Genomic DNA, 19498 nt, shown 5'->3' on the forward strand with positions numbered 1-19498 from the left:
CGAAGCGGGGACGCGGCCCTCAACTGCCTTACTGGCGGCCCGATTACTCGCTGATCAGGCTCCGCAGCACGTACTGCAGGATGCCGCCGTTGCGGTAGTAGTCCGCCTCACCGGGGGTGTCGATGCGGACGACCGCGTCGAACTCCACGCCGGAGTCGGTGGTGACCTTGACCGTGGACGGCGTGGTGCCGTCGTTCAGCTCGGTGAGGCCCGCGATGGAGAAGGTCTCCTCGCCGGTCAGGCCGAGCGAGTCGGCCGACTGGCCCTCCGGGAACTGCAGCGGGACGACGCCCATGCCGATGAGGTTCGAGCGGTGGATGCGCTCGTACGACTCGGTGATGACGGCCTTGACGCCGAGGAGCGCGGTGCCCTTGGCGGCCCAGTCACGGGACGAACCGGAGCCGTACTCCTTGCCGCCCAGGATGACGAGCGGGGTGCCCTGCGCCTGGTAGTTCTGCGAGGCGTCGTAGATGAACGAGACCGGCGCGTCGTCCTGCGTGAAGTCGCGGGTGTAGCCGCCCTCGGTGCCCGGCGCGATCTGGTTGCGCAGGCGGATGTTGGCGAACGTGCCACGGATCATGATCTCGTGGTTGCCGCGACGCGAGCCGTACGAGTTGAAGTCGCGACGCTCGACGCCGTGCTCGGAGAGGTACTTGCCCGCCGGGGTGTCGGCCTTGATCGCACCGGCCGGGGAGATGTGGTCGGTGGTGACCGAGTCGCCCAGCTTGGCGAGGACGCGCGCGTTCGCGATGTCCTGGACCGGGGCCGGCTCCATGCCCATGCCCTCGAAGTACGGGGGCTTGCGGACGTAGGTCGACTCGTCGTCCCACTCGAAAGTGTTGCCGGTGGGGACCGAGAGGGCCTGCCACTGGGCGTCGCCCGCGAAGACGTCCTCGTAGGACTTCGAGAACATGTCCTCGCCGATGGAGTTGGCGACGACGTCGTTGACCTCGGCCTCCGTCGGCCAGATGTCGGCCAGGAACACGGGCTTGCCGTCCTGGTCGACGCCGAGGGCGTCCTTGGTGATGTTGACCTTCATCGAACCGGCGATGGCGTACGCGACGACCAGCGGCGGGGACGCCAGGTAGTTCATCTTGACGTCGGGGTTGATGCGGCCCTCGAAGTTCCGGTTACCGGAGAGGACGGACGTCACGGCCAGGTCGTGGTCGTTGACGGCCTTCGAGACCTCGTCGGGCAGCGGGCCCGAGTTGCCGATGCAGGTGGTGCAGCCGTAGCCGACGAGGTTGAAGCCGACCTTGTCGAGGTACGGAGTCAGACCCGACTTGTCGAAGTAGTCGGTGACGACCTTCGAGCCCGGGGCCAGAGTGGTCTTGACCCACGGCTTGCGGGTCAGGCCCTTCTCGACGGCCTTCTTCGCGACGAGGGCGGCGGCCACCATCACGTAGGGGTTCGAGGTGTTGGTGCAGGAGGTGATCGCGGCGACGGTGACGGCGCCGTGGTCCAGCTCGTACGTCGAGCCGTCGGGGGCGGTCACGGTGACCGGGTTCGACGGGACGCCGTTCGTCGCGGCCGGGGCGTCGGACGCGGGGAAGGACTCCTTGCCCGCCTCCTCGTCGTCCGCCACGTAGTTGCGCACGTCCGTCTTGAACTGCTCGGCGGCGTTCGCGAGGACGATGCGGTCCTGCGGGCGCTTCGGGCCGGCGATGGAGGGGACGACCGTGGAGAGGTCGAGCTCCAGCTTCTCGGAGAAGTCGGGCTCGGCAGCCGGGTCCAGCCAGAGGCCCTGCTCCTTGGCGTAGGCCTCGACGAGCGCGACCTGCTGGGCGTCACGGCCGGTCAGGCGCAGGTAGTTCAGCGTCTCGTCGTCGATCGGGAAGATCGCGGCGGTGGAGCCGAACTCCGGCGACATGTTGCCGATGGTGGCGCGGTTCGCGAGGGAGGTGGCGGCGACGCCCTCACCGTAGAACTCGACGAACTTGCCGACGACGCCGTGCTTGCGCAGCATCTCGGTGATCGTGAGGACCAGGTCGGTGGCGGTCGTGCCGGCCGGCAGCTCGCCGGTCAGCTTGAAGCCGACGACGCGCGGGATCAGCATCGAGACCGGCTGACCGAGCATCGCGGCCTCGGCCTCGATGCCGCCGACGCCCCAGCCCAGCACGCCCAGGCCGTTGACCATCGTGGTGTGCGAGTCCGTGCCGACGAGGGTGTCGGGGTAGGCCTGGCCGTTACGGACCATGACCGTACGGGCCAGCTTCTCGATGTTGACCTGGTGGACGATGCCGGTGCCCGGCGGGACGACCTTGAAGTCGTCGAACGCGGTCTGGCCCCAGCGCAGGAACTGGTAGCGCTCCTTGTTGCGGCCGTACTCCAGGTCCACGTTCTGCTTGAACGCGTCCGAGGTGCCGAACTTGTCGGCGATGACGGAGTGGTCGATGACCATCTCGGCCGGGGACAGCGGGTTGATCTTCGCCGGGTCGCCGCCGAGGGCCTTCACGGCCTCACGCATCGTGGCGAGGTCCACGACGCAGGGAACACCGGTGAAGTCCTGCATGATCACGCGGGCCGGCGTGAACTGGATCTCCTGCGCGGGCTGAGCCTGGGAGTCCCAGCCGCCGAGCGCACGGATGTGGTCGGCGGTGATGTTCGCGCCGTCCTCGGTACGGAGCAGGTTCTCCAGAAGGACCTTCAGGCTGTAGGGAAGGCGGGCCGAGCCCTCAACCTTGTCCAGCTTGAAGATCTCGTACGACTCGTCGCCCACGCGCAGCGTGCTGCGGGCGTCGAAGCTGTTCGCCGACACGACAGTCTCCTTCATATGTGTGCGCGTTCCACCGCATCCTGCCGCCACGCCGACTCGACGATCCGCTAAGGTAAGGCTAAGTTAGGTAACCCTTACCGTCCGACCCTCGAAACCGTGCGGCCACGGTGCGCCTCGGTAGATATCTCGATGTCGAGATAACTCTAATACATCACCCGGCGATGCCATCAAGCGGTGCCGCCGGTCCCACGCGCGGACGCGTACCCGCGCGCGCCTCCTTCATCGTCGTACGGGGAGGGACGGCGCACCAGCGCTGCGGCAGGCCCTAGGCTCGGCGGCACGGGGGTGGGACCCATGAACATGTTGACCGGGGCGCTGGCGGCGGCGCTGGCCGCGGGTTTCATCTTTCTGTTCGTCCTCGCCGTGACGGGGCGGACGACGGAGCCCTGGAACCGGGCGCGGGCCGAGGCGTACGAGCGCCGTCGCTATCCGGTGGCACTGCGGCGGGCCTGCGACATGGCCATCGCCGAGGCGCGGCGGCGGGCACGGCCCGGGGAGCCCGCGATCGTGACCGTGGCGGATGTGCTGGACCTGATGGAGGAGCACTTCGGATTCCCGGACGTCACCAGGTACGAGGCGTCCGCCGCACTGCGCGAGCGGTTCGCCGCGCGGGGGTGCGATGCGGACTGCGTGACGGATGCGTGAACGGGCGCGCGAGGCGTCCCCCTGTCACCCCCACCCGGCCACCCCGTCACCCCGTCACCCCAGCGGGCCCCTCGACATGCGTCATCTCATATTTGAGATAGCCTGCCGCCATGGCAGACGACTATCTCGAACGCATCGGCAAGCTCATCCGCGACGCCCGCCAGCACCGGGGCTGGACGCAGTCGCAGCTCGCGGAGGCGCTGAACACCAGCCAGAGCGCGGTGAACCGCATCGAGCGCGGGAACCAAAACATCAGCCTTGAGATGATCACTCGAATTGGCGAAGCCCTCGACAGTGAAATCGTCTCCCTCGGGTACGCGGGACCGATGCATCTGCGCGTGGTCGGCGGGCGCCGGCTGTCGGGTTCGATCGAAGTGAAGACGAGCAAGAACGCGTGTGTGGCGCTGCTGTGCGCCTCGCTGCTCAACAAGGGCCGCACCGTGCTCCGCCGGGTCGCCCGCATCGAGGAGGTGTACCGCCTTCTGGAGGTACTCGGCTCGATCGGCGTCCGCACCCGCTGGATCAACGACGGCGCGGACCTGGAGATCGTGCCGCCCGCCGAGCTCGACATGAACGCCATCGACGCGGACGCCGCGCGCCGCACGCGGTCGATCATCATGTTCCTCGGCCCGCTGCTGCACCGCATGGACCGCTTCAAGCTGCCCTACGCCGGCGGCTGCGACCTCGGCACCCGCACCATCGAGCCGCACATGATCGCGCTGCGCCGCTTCGGCCTCGACATCACGGCGACCGAGGGCCTCTACCACGCGGAGGTGCACCCGGACATCGCGCCGGACCGCCCCATCGTGCTGACCGAGCGCGGCGACACCGTGACGGAGAACGCGCTGCTCGCCGCGGCCCGCGCGGACGGCACGACGATCATCCGCAACGCCTCATCGAACTACATGGTCCAGGACCTGTGCTTCTTCCTGGAGGCGCTCGGCGTCGAGGTCGAGGGCGTCGGCACGACCACGCTCACCGTGCACGGCGTGCCGCACATCGACGTCGACGTGGACTACTCGCCGTCCGAGGACCCGGTAGAGGCGATGAGCCTGCTGACCGCGGCCGTCGTCACGCAGTCCGAACTCACGGTCAAGCGGGTGCCGGTCGAGTTCCTGGAGATCGAACTGGCGGTCCTGGAGGAGATGGGGCTCGACCACGACCGCTCGGCGGAGTACCCCGCCGACAACGGGCGCACGCGCCTCATCGACCTCACGGTCCGCCCGTCGAAGCTCGAAGCGCCCATCGACAAGATCCACCCGATGCCGTTCCCCGGCCTGAACATCGACAACGTGCCGTTCTTCGCGGCGATCGCGGCGTCGGCCCAGGGCAAGACGCTCATCCACGACTGGGTCTACGACAACCGGGCGATCTACCTCACGGACCTGAACCGGCTCGGCGGGCGCCTCCAACTCCTGGACCCGCACCGGGTGTTGGTCGAGGGCCCGACCCGCTGGCGGCACGCCGAGATGATGTGCCCGCCGGCCCTTCGCCCCGCCGTGGTCGTGCTGCTGGCGATGATGGCGGCGGAGGGCACGTCGGTGCTGCGCAACGTGTATGTGATCAACCGGGGGTACGAGGAGCTGGCGGAACGCCTCAACTCCGTCGGCGCGCAGATCGAAACGTTCCGGGACATCTGAGCCAATCAAGCCCCTGCGGCACGGGTGAGCCAATCAAGCCCCTGCGGCACGGGTGAGCCAATCAAGCCCCTGCGGCACGGGTGAGCCAATCAAGCCCCTGCGGCGATTGAGCAGCGGGGTCCGGGGCGGAGCCCCGCGGCCTGGGCGCTACGTGGCCGCAACAAACTCCCGGATCGCCTCCGCCAGGGCACGTGGCTGGTCCAAGGGGATAAGCGTGCCGCAGTCATCCAGCTCCACCAGGCGGCCCTGCGGCAGCAGATCCGCCAGGCGGCGGGCGTGAGCCGGCGGCATCATGCGGTCCTGCTTGCCCCAGACCACCAGCGCGGGCCGGTCGTAGGCGCGGAGCGCATCCGCCGCCTCCATCATCTCCGTCTTCACGCCGGAGCGGAGGTAATGGAGGAGCAGCTTCCGCGCCGCCGGGTCCTTGCGCAGGGGCTCGATCCAGTCGTCGATCAACTCGTGCGGGACCGGGCGCTGCGACATCACCGCGTACCCCGTACCGGGCATGCGGCGCAGGGGGCGGACGGAGAGGGTGCGGGCGAGGAGGGTGATGCCGCCGGGCACCCGGGACATGGCTGCCAGGAGCTTGCCCGCCGGGCCCGGCGGATAGTTGTCGAAGGCCTCGCAGCCCGCGATGACCATGCGTCCCACCCGGTCGGGGCGCTCCGCGGCGAGCTGCTGGAGGCGCCCCGCGTCGTTCTCCACGAACACCGTGTCGTCGCCCAGCTTGAGCGCGTCGGCGAACTCGCCGATCAGCAACGCCACGGTGTGCGGGGTGATGTGGGCGCCCGGGCGCACCGGCGTGTGCTGACTCCCGTACGGGAGGTGCGGCACGATGCACCGCACGGACGTGCCGAGTTCGTCGACGACGCGCCGCCACACCGTGCCGTTCTGGGCGAGCCCGTGGAGGAGGACGACGGTCGTGCCGTCGCCTCCCGAGTCCTCGTACGCGATCGGGCCCACGGAGAGGTCCACCGAGAGTTCCGTCTGCTGCGTCATGCGGCCGAGCCTAGGCGCCCGCGGGCCTCAGGGGAGTACGGCGATTCCGTCGAGTTCCACCTTGGCCTCCTCGTCCCAGAGGCGGGTCACACCGATCACGGCCATCGCCGGGTAGTCCCGGCCCGCCAACTCCCGCCAGATACGGCCGAGTTCGCGGGCGTGCTCGCGGTACTCCCGCACGTCCGTGGCGTAGACCGTGACGCGCGTCAGGTGCTCCGGAGTGCCGCCGGACGCGCGCAGGGCGGCGAGCAGGTTCGTCAGGGCGCGGGTGAACTGTGCGGGGAGGGTGGCGCCGACCACCTTGCCGTCGGCGTCCAGGGACGTCTGGCCCGCGAGCATGACCAGTCGGCCGCCCGTCGCGACGACGGCGTGGGAGAAGCCGGTGGGCGGGGAGAGTTCGGGCGGGTTGACGCGCTCGATTCCGTCGGTCACTTCGCCGCCTCCTGCTCGTGCCCCTTGTACAACTCGCGGGCGATGATGGCCCGTTGGACCTCGGAGGCACCCTCGTAGATGCGGGGCGCCCGAACCTCGCGGTACAGGTGTTCCAGGACGTGTCCGCGGCGCAGTGCCCGCGCCCCGTGCAACTGCACTGCCGCGTCCACGACTTGCTGCGCCGCCTCCGTCGCGATGAGCTTCGCGGCGGCCGCGCGGCGCGGTACGTCCGCGGCGCCCTCGTCGTACGAGGACGCCGCCGCGTACACCATGAGGCGCGCGGACTCGACCCGTACCGACATGTCCGCGACCTGGTGCGCCACCGTCTGGAGTTCCTTCAGCGGGGCGCCGAACGCCTCCCGCTCCGAGGTGTGCGTGAGCGTCGCGTCGAGGGCCGCCTGCGCCATGCCGACGGCGAAGGCGCCGACGCTGGGCCGGAACAGGTTCAGCGTGCCCATCGCGACCCGGAACCCGGCGTCGACCTCGCCGAGCAGGTCGTCGCGGGTGACCGGGACGCCGTCGAAGGCGAGCGTGCCGATGGGGTGCGGGGAGATCATGTCGAGGTGCTCGCCGGTCAGCCCCGCGCGGTCGGCGGGGACCGCGAAGGCGGTCACGCCGCGCGCGCCCGCGTCGGGGGTGGTGCGGGCGAAGACGGTGTAGACGTCGGCCTCGGGGGCGTTCGAGATCCAGCACTTCTCGCCGGTGAGCCGCCAGCCGTCGCCTTGGGGAGCGGCTTCCAGGGACAGCGCCGCCGCGTCCGAGCCCGCCCCCGGCTCGCTCAGCGCGAACGCCGCCACCGCCCGGCCCGCGCCCACCTCCGGAATCCACCGCTCGCGCACCGCCGGACCGCCGTACGCGTGGATCGGATGCGCCCCGAGCCCCTGCAACGCGAGCGCCGTCTCGGCCTCCGTACTGACGCGGGCCAGGGACTCGCGGAGCAGGCAGAGGTCGAGTGCGCCGGACGTGAACAGGCGCTCAAGGAGACCGAGTTGGCCGAGTTCGGCGACGAGGGGGCGGTTGACGCGACCCGGCTCGCCCTTCTCGGCGAGCGGGGCGAGGCGGTCGAGCGCGAGGGCCCGTAGCTCGGCACACCACGCGAGCTGCTCCGGTTCGAGCGAGAATGTCCCCATATGCGGTGCTCCTCTCACGACTGCCTACCGGCCACACACAGGAACCGTATCGCGCCCCGTTGACTGTCGTCACCATCACGATACGCTCGATGCGCGCCGCCTCACCCGGCGACGGCATGCGAGCCACTCACCACGAGGGGGCGCCAGGCCATGACCCACCATCCGCCGCCCAGCCCACTGCTTCCTTCTGGCCACGTCGACACCTTCGCGCGCGACCATCTGCCGCCCGCCGAACTGTGGCCGGGCCTCACCTTCGAACTGCCCGAGCTGCGCTACCCCCAGTGGCTGAACTGCGGGGCCGAGCTGCTCGACGCCACCGTGGAGCGGCACGGTGCGGACCGCCCCGCCTTCCACTCCCCCGGCCAAACCCCCTGGTCCTACGGCGAGTTGAAGGCGACGGTCGACCGGATCGCGCACGTGCTCACCGACGACCTGGGCGTCGTCCCCGGCAACCGGGTGCTGCTGCGCGGCCCCACCACCCGCCACCTCGCGGCCTGCTGGCTCGCCGTGCTGAAGGCGGGGGCCGTCGCCGTGACCGTTCTCGCGCAGGCGCGGGCGAGCGAGCTGGCCACCGTGTGCGGGATCGCGGAGGTGGGGCACGCCCTGTGCGACGTCCGCTCGGTCGACGACCTGGCGAAGGCCGAGGTGCCGGGGCTGCGCATCACCACGTTCGGCGGGGACGGGCCCGACGACCTGCTGCACCGGGCGGCCCCGAAACCGTCGGCGTACGAGGCCGTGCGGACCGCCGCCGACGACGTCGCGCTGATCGCCTTCACCTCGGGAACCACCGGGCGACCCAAGGGGTGCATGCACTTCCACCGGGACGTGCTCGCGGTCGCGGACACCTTCGCGCGGCACGTACTGGGAGCGGGGCCAGACGACGTGTTCGCCGGGAGCCCGCCCCTGGGCTTCACGTTCGGGCTCGGCGGCCTGGTGATCTTCCCGCTGCGGGCGGGCGCCTCGGCGCTGCTGCTCGAACAGGCGGGCCCACAGAAACTGCTGCCCGCGATCGCCGAGCACCGGGTGTCGGTCGTGTTCACCGCGCCGACCGCGTACCGGGCGATGCTCGCCCTGCTTGCCGAGGTCCCCTCGTACGACATCTCCTCGCTGCGCCGCTGTGTGTCCGCCGGCGAGAATCTGCCGGCCGCGACCTGGCACGCCTGGCAGGAGGCGACGGGGATCCGCATCATCAACGGGATCGGCGCGACGGAGCTGCTCCACATCTTCATCTCGGCGGCCGACGACGCGATCCGGCCGGGGACCACGGGCGTTCCCGTACCCGGCTGGGAGGCCCGCATCGTCGACGCCGATGGCCGGCAACTCCCGGACGGGGAGCCGGGGTTGCTCGCTGTGCGCGGCCCCGTCGGCTGCCGCTACCTCGCCGACGAGCGGCAGACCGTGTACGTACAGCACGGCTGGAACGTCACCGGGGACACGTACGTCCGCGAGGCCGACGGGTATTTCCGGTACGTCGCCCGCGCCGACGACATGATCATTTCCGCCGGGTACAACATCGCGGGCCCGGAGGTCGAGGACGCCCTGCTGCGCCACCGGGACGTGGCGGAGGCGGCCGTGGTCGGGCGGCCCGACGAGGAACGCGGACAGGTCGCCGTCGCGTACGTGGTGCTGCGGCCGGGGGCGCGGCGGGACGCCGATGGCCTGCGCGAGTTCGTGAAGGCCGAACTCGTCCCCTACAAGTGCCCGCGCGCGATCGAGTTCCTGGACGCGCTGCCGCGCACGGCCACGGGCAAGCTCCAGCGGTTCCGGCTCCGCGAGCCCGGGACCGTGGAGTGATCGCGCGCCTGGAACGGTGGAGTGATCGCGTGCCCGGAACCGTAGAGTGATCGCGTGTCCGAGCAGCCCACTTCCCACACCCCCCGCTCCCTCATCGTCACCCTGTACGGCGCCTACGGCCGAGACCTGCCGGGGCCGCTGCCGGTCGCCGAGCTGATCCGGCTGCTCGGCGCGGTCGGCGTCGACGCCCCGTCCGTCCGCTCGGCGGTGTCCCGCCTCAAGCGGCGCGGCCTGCTGCTCCCGGCCCGCACCGCGAGCGGCGCCGCCGGCTACGCGCTCTCCGACGACGCCCGCCAGCTCCTCGACGACGGCGACCGCCGCATCTACGGCACGGGGAACGCGCGGGACGGCTGGGTGCTCGCCGTGTTCTCCGTGCCGGAGTCCGAGCGCGCCAAGCGGCACGTGCTGCGCTCCACGCTCAGCGGCCTCGGCTTCGGCACGGCGGCCCCCGGCGTGTGGCTCGCGCCCCTCGGCGTCTACGAGGAGACCCGGCACACGCTGGAGCGCATCGGCTGCGCCGGGTACGTGGAGCTGTTCCGCGGCGAACACCTGGGCTTCGCGGCGACGGCCGACGCGGTGGCCGGCTGGTGGGACCTCGCCGCCCTCGCCAAGCTCCACGAAACGTTCCTCGACGAGCACGAGCCGGTGCTGCGCGCCTGGCAGCCCCGCTCCGAGACCCCGCCGCGCGAGGCCTACCGCGACTACCTCCTGGCCCTCGACTCCTGGCGCCACCTCCCGTACGCGGACCCGGGCCTGCCCCCGAACCTCCTCCCGGAGGGCTGGCCGGGGGTCCGCGCGGCGGAGGTCTTCCGCTCCCTGGACGAGCGACTGCGGGACGCGGGGGCGGAGTTCGCGGCCGCTGCGACGCCCTGACGCCACGGGGCTCCGCCCCGGACCCCGCGCCTCAATCGCCGGCGGGGCTGAAAAGATCGGGGCTCCGCCCCGTACCTGTCCGCTCTCGTCGAAAGCGCGAGGCTGGAAAGATCGGGGCTCCGCCCCGTACCCCGCTGCTCAATCGCCGCAGAGGCTTGATCGGCTCGGCCGCCGGCCGCAGGGGCTTGAGTCTGCCCCGGGCCCCGCAGCCAGCGGCCGTGCCTCCGCCCATCTCCCACCCCCCGCACCCCGTTGCAGGCAATCCGCCGCAGGCACGGCCCAACCCATTGCGGACGACCGCTCCCGCCTTGGGCAATCCACCGCCGACACGGTTCCCCACCCGTTGCGACCGGCGCCGCCCCACCTTGCGCAACCCGCCACCGGCACGGCACCCCACCCGTGGCGACCGGCGCCGCCCCACCTTGGACAATCCGCCGCCGACACGGCACCCCACCCGATGCGGCCGACCCCCACCGCCTCGAGCAACCCGCCGCCGACACGGCACCCCACTCATCGCGGCCGACGCCGCCCCACCTTGCGCAACCCGCCGCCAGCACGGCACCCCACCCGTGGCGACCGGCGCCGCCCCACCTTGGACAATCCGCCGCCGACACGGCACCCCACCCATTGCGGCCGACCCCCACCGCCTTGGGCAACCCGCCGCCAGCACGGCACCCCACTCATCGCGGCCGACGCCGCCCCACCTTGGACAATCCGCCGCCGACACGGCACCCCACCCATTGCGGCCGACCCCCACCGCCTTGGGCAATCTGCCGCCTTGGGCGGCAGGGTGGGCAAGGCGGCACCCCGGTGCCGCGCAACGAGGACGGTGGGCACCGGCCACGGTACGGCCCGGGCCCCGGTGGGCCGAAGCCCCCGGAGGGGGCGGGCGGGTGGGAGATGAGCCAGCAACGGCGCAGCCGAAGAACGCCCGGTACCGCGCAACCAACACCAACCGTGCCGCCCTGCCACACCCCCAACCCCGGTGGGCCGAAGCCCCCGGAGGGGGCGGGCGGGTGGGAGATGACCGAGCACCGGCGCAGCCGGGCAAGGGCCGGTGTCGCGTAACCGACACCCAAGGCGCCACCCCGGCACAGCCGGACAAACCCCGGTGCCGCGCACCCGGCACCCAAGGCGCCACCCCGGCACAGCCGGACAAACCCCGGTGCCGCGCACCCGACACCCAAGACGCCACCCCGGCACAGCCGGACAAACCCCGGTGCCGCGCACCCGACACCCAAGACGCCACCCCGGCACAGCCAAAAACCCCGGCCCGCGCACCCGGAACGACGACGCCGACCCCGTCAACCCGGCAGCACAAGCCTCGGCTTCGGCGCGTCCAGGCGGCCCGTCTGGGGACGCCGGCTCCCCGCACCGTACTGCTGGGGCCACCCCACCCCCGGCCCCGCATACCCCTGTTCCGCGGCAGCGTGCAGCGTCCAGTTCGGGTCGTACAGGTGCGGCCGCGCCAGAGCGCACAGGTCCGTACGGCCCGCCAGGACAAGGGAGTTGACGTCGTCCCAGGACGAGATCGCGCCGACCGCGATGACCGGCACCCCGACCTCCGCCCGGATCCGGTCCGCGTACGGCACCTGGTAGGAGCGCCCGAACGCGGGCCGCTCGTCCGAGACCACCTGCCCCGTGGACACGTCGACCGCATCGGCCCCGTGCGCGGCGAAGGCACCGGCGATCGCCACCGCCTCCTCCCCGCTGGTGCCGCCCTCCGCCCAGTCCGTGGCCGAGATCCGCACCGTCATCGGCCGGCCGTCCGGCCACACCTCGCGTACGGCGTCGAAGACCTCCAGCGGGAACCGCAGCCGTCCCTCCAGCGGCCCGCCGTACGCGTCAGTGCGCCGGTTCGTCAGCGGGGACAGGAAGCCGGACAGCAAGTAACCGTGTGCACAGTGGAGTTCGAGGAGATCGAAGCCGGCCTCCGCCGCGCGCCGCGCCGCCGCCACGAACTGCTCGCGCACACCCACCAGTTCGGCCGCCGTCAGCTCGCGCGGCAGCTGACTGTCCGGCCGGTAGCGGAGCGCGGACGCCGCCACCAGCGGCCAGTTGTCGGCCGCCTCCGGGAGCGGCTCGTCCATGCCCTCCCACATCAACCGCGTGGAACCCTTGCGGCCCGAGTGGCCGAGCTGCACACCGATCGCCGTGCCGGGCGCCCGCGTGTGCACGAAGTCCACGATCCTGCGCCAGGACTCCGCCTGGTCATCCGCGTACAACCCCGCACACCCCGGCGTAATACGCCCCTCCGGGCTCACGCACACCATTTCCGTCATGACGAGACCGGCGCCACCGAGGGCCCGCGCCCCCAGATGCACGAGGTGGAAGTCGCCCGGCACCCCGTCCACCGCCGAGTACATGTCCATCGGTGACACCACGACCCGGTTGCGCAGCTCGAGGCCGCCGATCCGGAACGGCGTGAACATCGGCGGCGTGCCCTCGGGACAGCCGAACTCCCGCTCCACCGACTCGGTGAAGTGCGCGTCCCGTAGCCGCAGGTTCTCGTGCGTCACTCGGCGCGAGCGCGTGAGCAGGTTGAACGCGAACTGGCGCGGCGGCTGGTCCAGATAGCGGCCCAGCTCCTCGAACCACTGGAGACTGGCCCGCGCCGCCCGCTGCGTCGACGCCACGACGGGCCTGCGCTCCTCCTCGTACGCGGCAAGCGCCGCGTCGGTCGAGGGCTGCTCGGTCAGGCACGCGGCGAGCGCGAGCGCGTCCTCGACGGCGAGCTTCGTTCCGGAGCCGATGGAGAAGTGCGCGGTGTGCGCGGCGTCGCCGATGAGCACGCAATTGCCGTACGACCAGCGGTCGTTGACGACTGTCCGAAAAGTCGCCCACGAGGAGTTGTTCGTCTTCAGGGCCCGGCCGTCCAGCGCATCCTTGAAGATCTTCGCGCAGCTCTCGATCGACTCCCGTACGTCCATGCCATCGAAGCCGGCCGCCCGCCACACCTCTTCGCGCATCTCGACGATGACCGTGGACCCGCCCTCGCTGAACGGGTAGCCGTGCAGCTGCATCACGCCGTGCTCGGTCTCGGCGATGTCGAAGCGGAAGGCGTCGAACGCGAAGTCCGCGGCGAGCCAGATGTAGCGGTTGCGGTGCTCCTCGATGTGCGGCCCGAACGCGTCGGCGTACGTCTCGCGGGTCTTGCTGTGCACACCGTCGGCGGCGATCACCAGGTCGTGGGTGTCCCGGAGTTCGGCGATCGGCGGCGCCTCCTCCTGGAAGCGCAGGTCCACGCCGAGTTCGCGGCAGCGGCCGTGCAGGATCTCCAGGAGTCGGCGGCGGCCAAGTGCCGCGAAACCGTGCCCCGTTGAAGTGTGGCGTTGGCCCCGGTGCACGATGTCGATGTCGTCCCAGCGCACGAACTCGTCCTGGAGTGCCCGGTAGACCACCGGGTCGGCGTGCTCGATGCCGCCGAGGGTCTCGTCGGACAGGACGACGCCGAAGCCGAACGTGTCGTACGGGGCGTTGCGCTCCCAGACCGTGATCTCGCGGTCCGGGTCGAGGCGCTTGAGGAGGGCGGCGGCGTACAGGCCGCCGGGGCCGCCCCCGATGACGGCGATGCGCCGGGCGCGTACGGTCATCAGCCGGTCACCGCCCCTGCCACTTCGGCGGGCGCTTGTCGGTGAACGCCGCGTGGAACTCGGCGTAGTCCTCACCGTGCATGAGCAGCGCCTGTGTGGCCGCGTCCATCTCGATGGCCCCGGCGAGCGGCATGTCCAGCTCGGCCGTCAGGAGCGCCTTCGTCTGGGCGTACGCGAGGGCGGGTCCCTCGGCGAGGCGCTGGGCCAGGGCGAGCGCGGCCGCGTCGGCCCGCCCCTCGTCGGTCAGCTCGCTGATCAGGCCGATGCGCTCGGCCTCGGGCGCGCGCACCGCGTCGCCGAGCATCAGGAGGCGGGTGGCGTGGCCGAGGCCGACGACGCGGGGCAGTAGATAGGCCGCGCCCATGTCGCCGCCGGACAGGCCGACCTTCGTGAACAGGAACGCGAAGCGGGCGCTCGGGTCGGCGACGCGGAAGTCGGAGGCGAGCGCGAGGACCGCGCCCGCCCCGGCCGCCACCCCGTGCACGGCGGCGATCACCGGGAACGGGGCTTCGCGCACGGCCCGGACGACCTGCCCGGTCATCCGGTTGAAGTCGAGGATCTGCGCGGTGTCCATGGAGAGCGTGGCGCCGATGATCTCGTCGACGTCGCCGCCGGAACAGAAGCCGCGGCCCTCGCCGGCGAGCACGAGGGCCCGCACGGACTTCTCGCGGGACAGCTCGGCGAGGAGGTCGCGCAGGTCCGCGTAGGCGCCGAAGGTGAGCGCGTTGAGTTTCTCGGGGCGGGCGAGCGTGACGGTGGCGACGCCGCTCTCGTCCACGGCGTACGTCAGGTGCTGCCAGGAGTCGGTGCGGGGGGTGGATCCGGTGAAGGGACTCATGCGTTGCCTCCGACGGGTGGCGGGCGTGCCGGGGAGGAGCGAGACCTGTCGACCGTATCACCGGTTCGTGACTGCCGTCATGAGTGCGCGATAACAGGTAAGGGCCGGACGTCCCGAGCCGAACCGACGAGAGCCTCTTTCGCCCCACGCCGTACCATTCATAAGGTTGAACGCAGGACAGTCCCCCTTGAGCCCGTTCCTCCGAGCCCGTCCCCGAGCCGCATACGCGCCCTCCGCCCCCAGGATTCCGCCGTGACTCCCTTCTCCGGTCCACCTACGCCCACGTCGTGGCGCATAGCCCTGCCGCACACGGCCGCGGCCGTGCCGGTCGCGCGCGCCCTCGTGCGGACCGCGCTGTCCGAGATCGACTCACCGGCCGCCGACGCGGACACGGCAGAGCTGCTGACGGCGGAGCTGGTGGCGAACGCGGTGGAGCACACGACGGGGGACACACCGATCGAGCTGGTCGTGGAGCTGCTCGACTCGGGCTGTCAGGTCGAGGTGCACGACACGGACCCGGCGCCGCCCTCCGACCTCACCAATCCGGAGGACGACGGGCCGCCCGACCCCTGGCAGGAGCACGGCCGCGGCCTGCTCCTCATCCGCACGCTCAGCTCGTCGTGCGGGCACCGCCCCACCGATTCCGGCAAGGCGGTGTGGTTCACGCTTCCCTCTACGGTGCCGGCGCCGCGCCCGGCGTCCGAGGCGTAGCCCCCTCGTTCCCGCCCAGGCGTGAGTTGCGGCGGCCGTACAGCGCGTACACGAGCGCCCCCACGACGAGGAACACCGCGAACTGGACCCACGTCGTCCAGCCCGTGCCCCAGATCAGATAGAGGCAGAAGCCGACGCCCAGGATCGGGCTGAGCGGGTACAGCGGCACCCGGAACGAGCGCTTCAGGCCGGGGTGCGAGCGGCGCAGCGCGATCACCGCGATGTTCACGACGACCATGGTGGCGAGCGTGCCGATGGTGGTCAGGTTGACGACCGCGTCGAGCGAGGCGAAGGCGGCCGGGATCGCGAAGACGGTCGCGACGATCCAGGTATTGGCGACCGGCGTGTGCGTCTTCGGGGAGACCCGCTCGAAGACCCGCGGGATCAGCCCGTCGCGCGACATCGACATCAGGATCCGGGTCTGCCCGTACATCACCGCGAGCACGACCGAGGCGATGGCGACGACGGCGCCGAAGGCGATGACGCCGCCGCCGACGGTCGACCCGGTGACCTGGTCGACGACGAGGGAGAGCGCGGCCGGCTTGTCCCCGACGGCGTCCGCGCCGAGCGCTCCGATGGCGGCGACGGCCACGGCGACGTAGAGCAGCGTGACGATGCCGATGCAGATCAGGATGGCGAGGGGGATGTTGCGCCGCGGATTCTTGACCTCTTCGCCGGCCGTGGTGACCGCGTCGAAGCCGATGTACGAGAAGAAGGCGAGCGAGGCGCCGGAGGTGACACCGGCCATGCCGTCCTTCAGGAACGGGGTCAGGTTGCCGGCCTCGAAGGCGGAGTACGCGATCGCGCAGAACACGATCAGGATGCCGATCTTGAGCACGGCCATCGCGGCGGTCGCCCCCGCGCTCTCCCGGATTCCGCGCACCAGCAGCGTCGCGGCCATCAGTATCACGAGCACGGCGGGCAGGTTGATCACGCCGCCGTCGGCGGGACCGGCGGACAGCGCCTCGGGCAGTTGCAGGCCGAAGAGGCTGTCGAGCAGCTCGTTGAGGTACTGGCTCCAGCCGACGGCCACGGCCGACACCGAGACGCCGTACTCCAGGAGCAGGCACCAGCCGACGAGGAACGCGACGCGCTCGCCGAGGGTCGCGTAGGCGAAGGAGTACGAGGATCCGGAGACCGGGATCGCGCCGCCCAGCTCGGCGAAGGAGAACGCCGTGAAGATGCAGGTGATCGCGGCGAGGACGAAGGAGAGGATGACGGCGGGCCCGGCCTCGGCGACCGTGTCGGACAGGCCGACGAAGATGCCGGTGCCGACGATCGCGCCGACGCCGAAGCACACGAGCTGGAAGAGCCCCATGGTGCGCTTGAGGCCGTGACCCTCGAGGTCGGCGCCCGATTCGGCGATGAGGGACTCGGGCGACTTGATGCGCAGGCCGGACGGGGTCGGCGACATGGGGTGGTGCTCTTTTCTGGTGTGCGGGTGCGGCGGGGTGGGCCGCGTGCCAGTGGGGTCGGAGAGGGTGTTCCGGCCCCACCAGTTTGAACGGTTACTCAGTGAATGTGCGGTTTGTCGCTACTGGCCGAGCGTCGCGACCATGACGGCCTTGATGGTGTGCATCCGGTTCTCGGCCTCGTCGAAGACGACGGAGTGCTCCGACTCGAAGACCTCGTCGGTGACCTCGAGGGACTCCAGGCCGTACTTGGCGTGGATCTCGCGGCCGACCTTGGTGCCCAGGTCGTGGAAGGCGGGGAGGCAGTGCAGGAACTTCACGTCCGCGTTGCCGGTCGCGCGCAGCACGTCCATCGTGACGGCGTACGGCGTGAGCGCCTTGATGCGCTCGTCCCAGATCTCCTCGGGCTCACCCATGGAGACCCAGACGTCGGTGACGACGAAGTCGGCGCCGGCGACGCCCTCCTCGACGGTCTCGGTGAGCGTGATGCGCGCTCCGCTGGTGGCGGCCAGCTCACGGGCCTTGTCGACGATCTCCGCGGCCGGCCAATAGGCCTTGGGCGCGACGATCCGGACGTCCATGCCGAGCAGGGCGCCGGTGACGAGGTACGAGTTGCCCATGTTGAACCGGGCGTCGCCGAGGTAGGCGAAGGACATCCCGGTGAGCGGCTTGGCGCTGTGCTCGGTCATCGTGAGCACGTCGGCCAGCATCTGCGTGGGGTGCCAGTCGTCGGTCAGGCCGTTGTAGACCGGCACGCCCGCGTACTCGGCGAGGGTCTCGACGATGGACTGCTCGTCGCCCCGGAACTCGATGGCGTCGAACATCCGGCCAAGCACGCGGGCGGTGTCCTTGCTCGACTCCTTCTTGCCGATGTGCGAACCGGCCGGGTCGATGTACGTCGTCGACGCGCCCTGGTCGGCGGCCGCGACCTCGAAGGAGCAGCGCGTACGCGTGGACGCCTTCTCGAAGATCAGCGCCACGTTCTTACCCTTGAGGCGCTGCGTCTCGGCCCCCGCCTTCTTGGCCGCCTTCAGCTCCGCGGCCAGGTCGACCAGGCCTCGGAACTCCTCGGCGGTGAAATCCAGCTCCTTGAGGAAGTGGCGGCCGGTGAGGTTCATACGGGGCTCCTGCGCGTGGCTCGGGGACGGGGTCGAGGTCGGGACAGTGGAAGTCTATACGATGTTCCACATTTCTATTCATTGGTACTTGTATTCATGGGTACTTCCGCTCAGCCGGTCACCGCGTCCCGCTCGACCGGGCAGCTCATGCAGCGCGGCCCGCCCCGGCCGCGGCCCAGCTCGCTGCCCGGGATCTCGATGACCTCGATGCCCTGCTTGCGCAGGAATGTGTTCGTCGTGGCGTTCCGCTCGTACGCGACGACGACGCCCGGCTCGACGGCGAGCACATTGCAGCCGTCGTCCCACTGCTCGCGCTCGGCGGCGTGCACGTCCTGCGTCGCGGTCAGCACCCGGATCTCGGGGAGCCCGAGCGCGGCGGCGATCGCCCGGTGCATGTGCTCGGGCGGATGGTCGGTGACCTTCAACTCCGCGCCGGACGTGCCCGGTTCGATGGTGTACGAGCGCAGCATGCCGAGCCCCGCGTACTGCGTGAACGTATCGCCGTCGACCATCGTCATGACCGTGTCGAGGTGCATGAAGGCCCGCCGCTTCGGCATGTCGAGGGCGACGATGGTGCGCGCCGAGCCCGCCGCGAACAGCTTGTGCGCGAGCATCTCCACGGCCTGCGGCGTGGTCCGCTCGCTCATCCCGATGAGGACGGCGCCCCGCCCGATGACGAGCACGTCGCCGCCCTCAATGGTCGACGGATAGTCCGCCTGGCCTTCGGACCAGACATGGAAGCCACCGTCCTCCGCCGCGCCCCGGAACAGCGGATGGTGCCGGTAGATCGCCTCGAAGTGGACGGTCTCCCGCTGCCGGGCCGGCCACCGCATCGCATTGATGGACACCCCGTCGTAGATCCAGGCCGAGGTGTCCCGCGTGAACAGGTGATTGGGCAGCGGGCCGAGCAGGAAGTCGTCGAGTTCCATGACGTGGAAGCGCACGGAGGTCGGCTCCGGGTGCGCCGCCAGGAACTCGCGCTTCGTCATCCCGCCGATCAGCGCCTCGGCGAGTTCCGTGGACGGCAGTGTCTCGAAGGCCTCCCGCAGATGGCCCGTGGCCAGCGGTCCGTACTCCTTCTCGTCGAAGACCCGGTCCAGGACGAGGCCGCGGGCGGCGTCGACGTCGAGGGCCTCCGTGAGCAGGTCGCCGAAGAGGTGCACGTCGACGCCCCGGTCGCGCAGCACATCGGCGAACCCGTCGTGCTCCTGCCGGGCCCGGCGCACCCACAGCACGTCGTCGAAGAGCAACTGGTCCTTGTTGCTGGGTGTGAGGCGCTTCAGCTCGAGATCGGGTCTATGCAGAATCACTCGGCGTAGGCGACCGGCCTCGGAGTCGACGTGGAATCCCATGAAGCCATCCTTACCCGCCCCCACGGTGGTTGCGCCCTGGGGCTCCGCCCCAGACCCCGCGCCTCAAACGCCGGCGGGGCTTGATATTTCAAGCCCCTGCGGCGATTGAGCAGCGGGGTCCGGGGCAGAGCCCCGGTCTTTGGAGCCCGGTCGACCGGGGACCCTCACCCCTGACCTGCATGATG

The 19498-nt window shown here is 70.9% G+C and carries 14 protein-coding genes; 5 read left to right on the forward strand and 9 right to left on the reverse strand.

The window, feature by feature from the left end; all coding sequences use genetic code 11:
• Positions 1-43: 43 nt before the first annotated feature.
• Positions 44-2773: an aconitate hydratase AcnA gene (acnA, locus tag ACIRHA_RS13410; RefSeq protein ID WP_403844014.1), complete on the reverse strand. Its 2730-nt coding sequence runs from the start codon at positions 2771-2773 to the stop codon at positions 44-46.
• 297 nt (positions 2774-3070) lie between these two features.
• Between acnA and ACIRHA_RS13415 the strand changes: the two genes are divergently transcribed.
• Together ACIRHA_RS13415 and ACIRHA_RS13420 are read left to right on the forward strand one after the other, a co-directional pair.
• Positions 3071-3421, forward strand: a complete 351-nt coding sequence (locus ACIRHA_RS13415) for a hypothetical protein (protein ID WP_403844017.1) — start codon at positions 3071-3073, stop codon at positions 3419-3421.
• A 110-nt stretch (positions 3422-3531) separates the two neighbouring features.
• Positions 3532-5061, forward strand: a complete 1530-nt coding sequence (locus ACIRHA_RS13420) for a UDP-N-acetylglucosamine 1-carboxyvinyltransferase (RefSeq protein WP_403844020.1) — start codon at positions 3532-3534, stop codon at positions 5059-5061.
• Positions 5062-5208: 147 nt separating this feature from the next.
• Here ACIRHA_RS13420 and ACIRHA_RS13425 read toward each other — a convergent pair whose 3' ends face one another.
• The 3 genes from ACIRHA_RS13425 to ACIRHA_RS13435 are packed head-to-tail and all read right to left on the reverse strand — an operon-like array spanning position 5209 to position 7622.
• A complete protein-coding gene (locus ACIRHA_RS13425) occupies positions 5209-6060 on the reverse strand; it encodes an alpha/beta fold hydrolase (RefSeq protein ID WP_403844023.1) in 852 nt (283 codons plus the stop codon).
• A gap of 27 nt (positions 6061-6087) precedes the next feature.
• The gene (locus tag ACIRHA_RS13430; RefSeq protein WP_403844025.1) at positions 6088-6492 is read right to left on the reverse strand and encodes a RidA family protein; all 405 of its coding nucleotides are present in this window, start codon (positions 6490-6492) and stop codon (positions 6088-6090) included.
• A complete protein-coding gene (locus ACIRHA_RS13435) occupies positions 6489-7622 on the reverse strand; it encodes an acyl-CoA dehydrogenase family protein (RefSeq protein ID WP_403844027.1) in 1134 nt (377 codons plus the stop codon). The genes ACIRHA_RS13430 and ACIRHA_RS13435 overlap by 4 nt, the downstream gene beginning before the upstream one ends.
• A 150-nt stretch (positions 7623-7772) precedes the next feature.
• Between ACIRHA_RS13435 and ACIRHA_RS13440 the strand changes: the two genes are divergently transcribed.
• The gene (locus ACIRHA_RS13440; RefSeq protein ID WP_403844029.1) at positions 7773-9416 is read left to right on the forward strand and encodes an AMP-binding protein; all 1644 of its coding nucleotides are present in this window, start codon (positions 7773-7775) and stop codon (positions 9414-9416) included.
• A 54-nt stretch (positions 9417-9470) separates the two neighbouring features.
• Positions 9471-10289 (forward strand): PaaX family transcriptional regulator C-terminal domain-containing protein, encoded by an 819-nt coding sequence (locus ACIRHA_RS13445; RefSeq protein ID WP_403844031.1) that lies wholly within the window; start codon positions 9471-9473, stop codon positions 10287-10289.
• 1304 nt (positions 10290-11593) lie between these two features.
• On the opposite strand, the gene ACIRHA_RS13450 is transcribed toward ACIRHA_RS13445, so the two are convergent.
• Both ACIRHA_RS13450 and ACIRHA_RS13455 read right to left on the reverse strand, forming a co-directional pair.
• The gene (locus ACIRHA_RS13450) at positions 11594-13882 is read right to left on the reverse strand and encodes a bifunctional salicylyl-CoA 5-hydroxylase/oxidoreductase (protein ID WP_403844034.1); all 2289 of its coding nucleotides are present in this window, start codon (positions 13880-13882) and stop codon (positions 11594-11596) included.
• 7 nt (positions 13883-13889) lie between these two features.
• The gene (locus ACIRHA_RS13455) at positions 13890-14720 is read right to left on the reverse strand and encodes an enoyl-CoA hydratase family protein (RefSeq protein ID WP_403844036.1); all 831 of its coding nucleotides are present in this window, start codon (positions 14718-14720) and stop codon (positions 13890-13892) included.
• Positions 14721-14972: 252 nt separating this feature from the next.
• Here ACIRHA_RS13455 and ACIRHA_RS13460 point away from each other — a divergent pair, with 252 nt between their 5' ends.
• Positions 14973-15431, forward strand: a complete 459-nt coding sequence (locus tag ACIRHA_RS13460; protein WP_403844039.1) for an ATP-binding protein — start codon at positions 14973-14975, stop codon at positions 15429-15431.
• On the opposite strand, the gene ACIRHA_RS13465 is transcribed toward ACIRHA_RS13460, so the two are convergent.
• The 3 genes from ACIRHA_RS13465 to ACIRHA_RS13475 all read right to left on the reverse strand — a co-directional run bounded on the left by ACIRHA_RS13465 (position 15394) and on the right by ACIRHA_RS13475 (position 19313).
• The gene (locus ACIRHA_RS13465; protein ID WP_403844041.1) at positions 15394-16845 is read right to left on the reverse strand and encodes an amino acid permease; all 1452 of its coding nucleotides are present in this window, start codon (positions 16843-16845) and stop codon (positions 15394-15396) included. The genes ACIRHA_RS13460 and ACIRHA_RS13465 overlap by 38 nt on opposite strands.
• A gap of 120 nt (positions 16846-16965) precedes the next feature.
• Positions 16966-17961: an ornithine carbamoyltransferase gene (gene argF, locus ACIRHA_RS13470; protein WP_403844043.1), complete on the reverse strand. Its 996-nt coding sequence runs from the start codon at positions 17959-17961 to the stop codon at positions 16966-16968.
• Positions 17962-18071: 110 nt separating this feature from the next.
• A complete protein-coding gene (locus ACIRHA_RS13475) occupies positions 18072-19313 on the reverse strand; it encodes an arginine deiminase (protein ID WP_403844045.1) in 1242 nt (413 codons plus the stop codon).
• Positions 19314-19498: the final 185 nt, after the last annotated feature.

This window comes from Streptomyces sp. NPDC102360 (genome assembly GCF_044766085.1).
GTDB lineage: Bacteria > Actinomycetota > Actinomycetes > Streptomycetales > Streptomycetaceae > Streptomyces.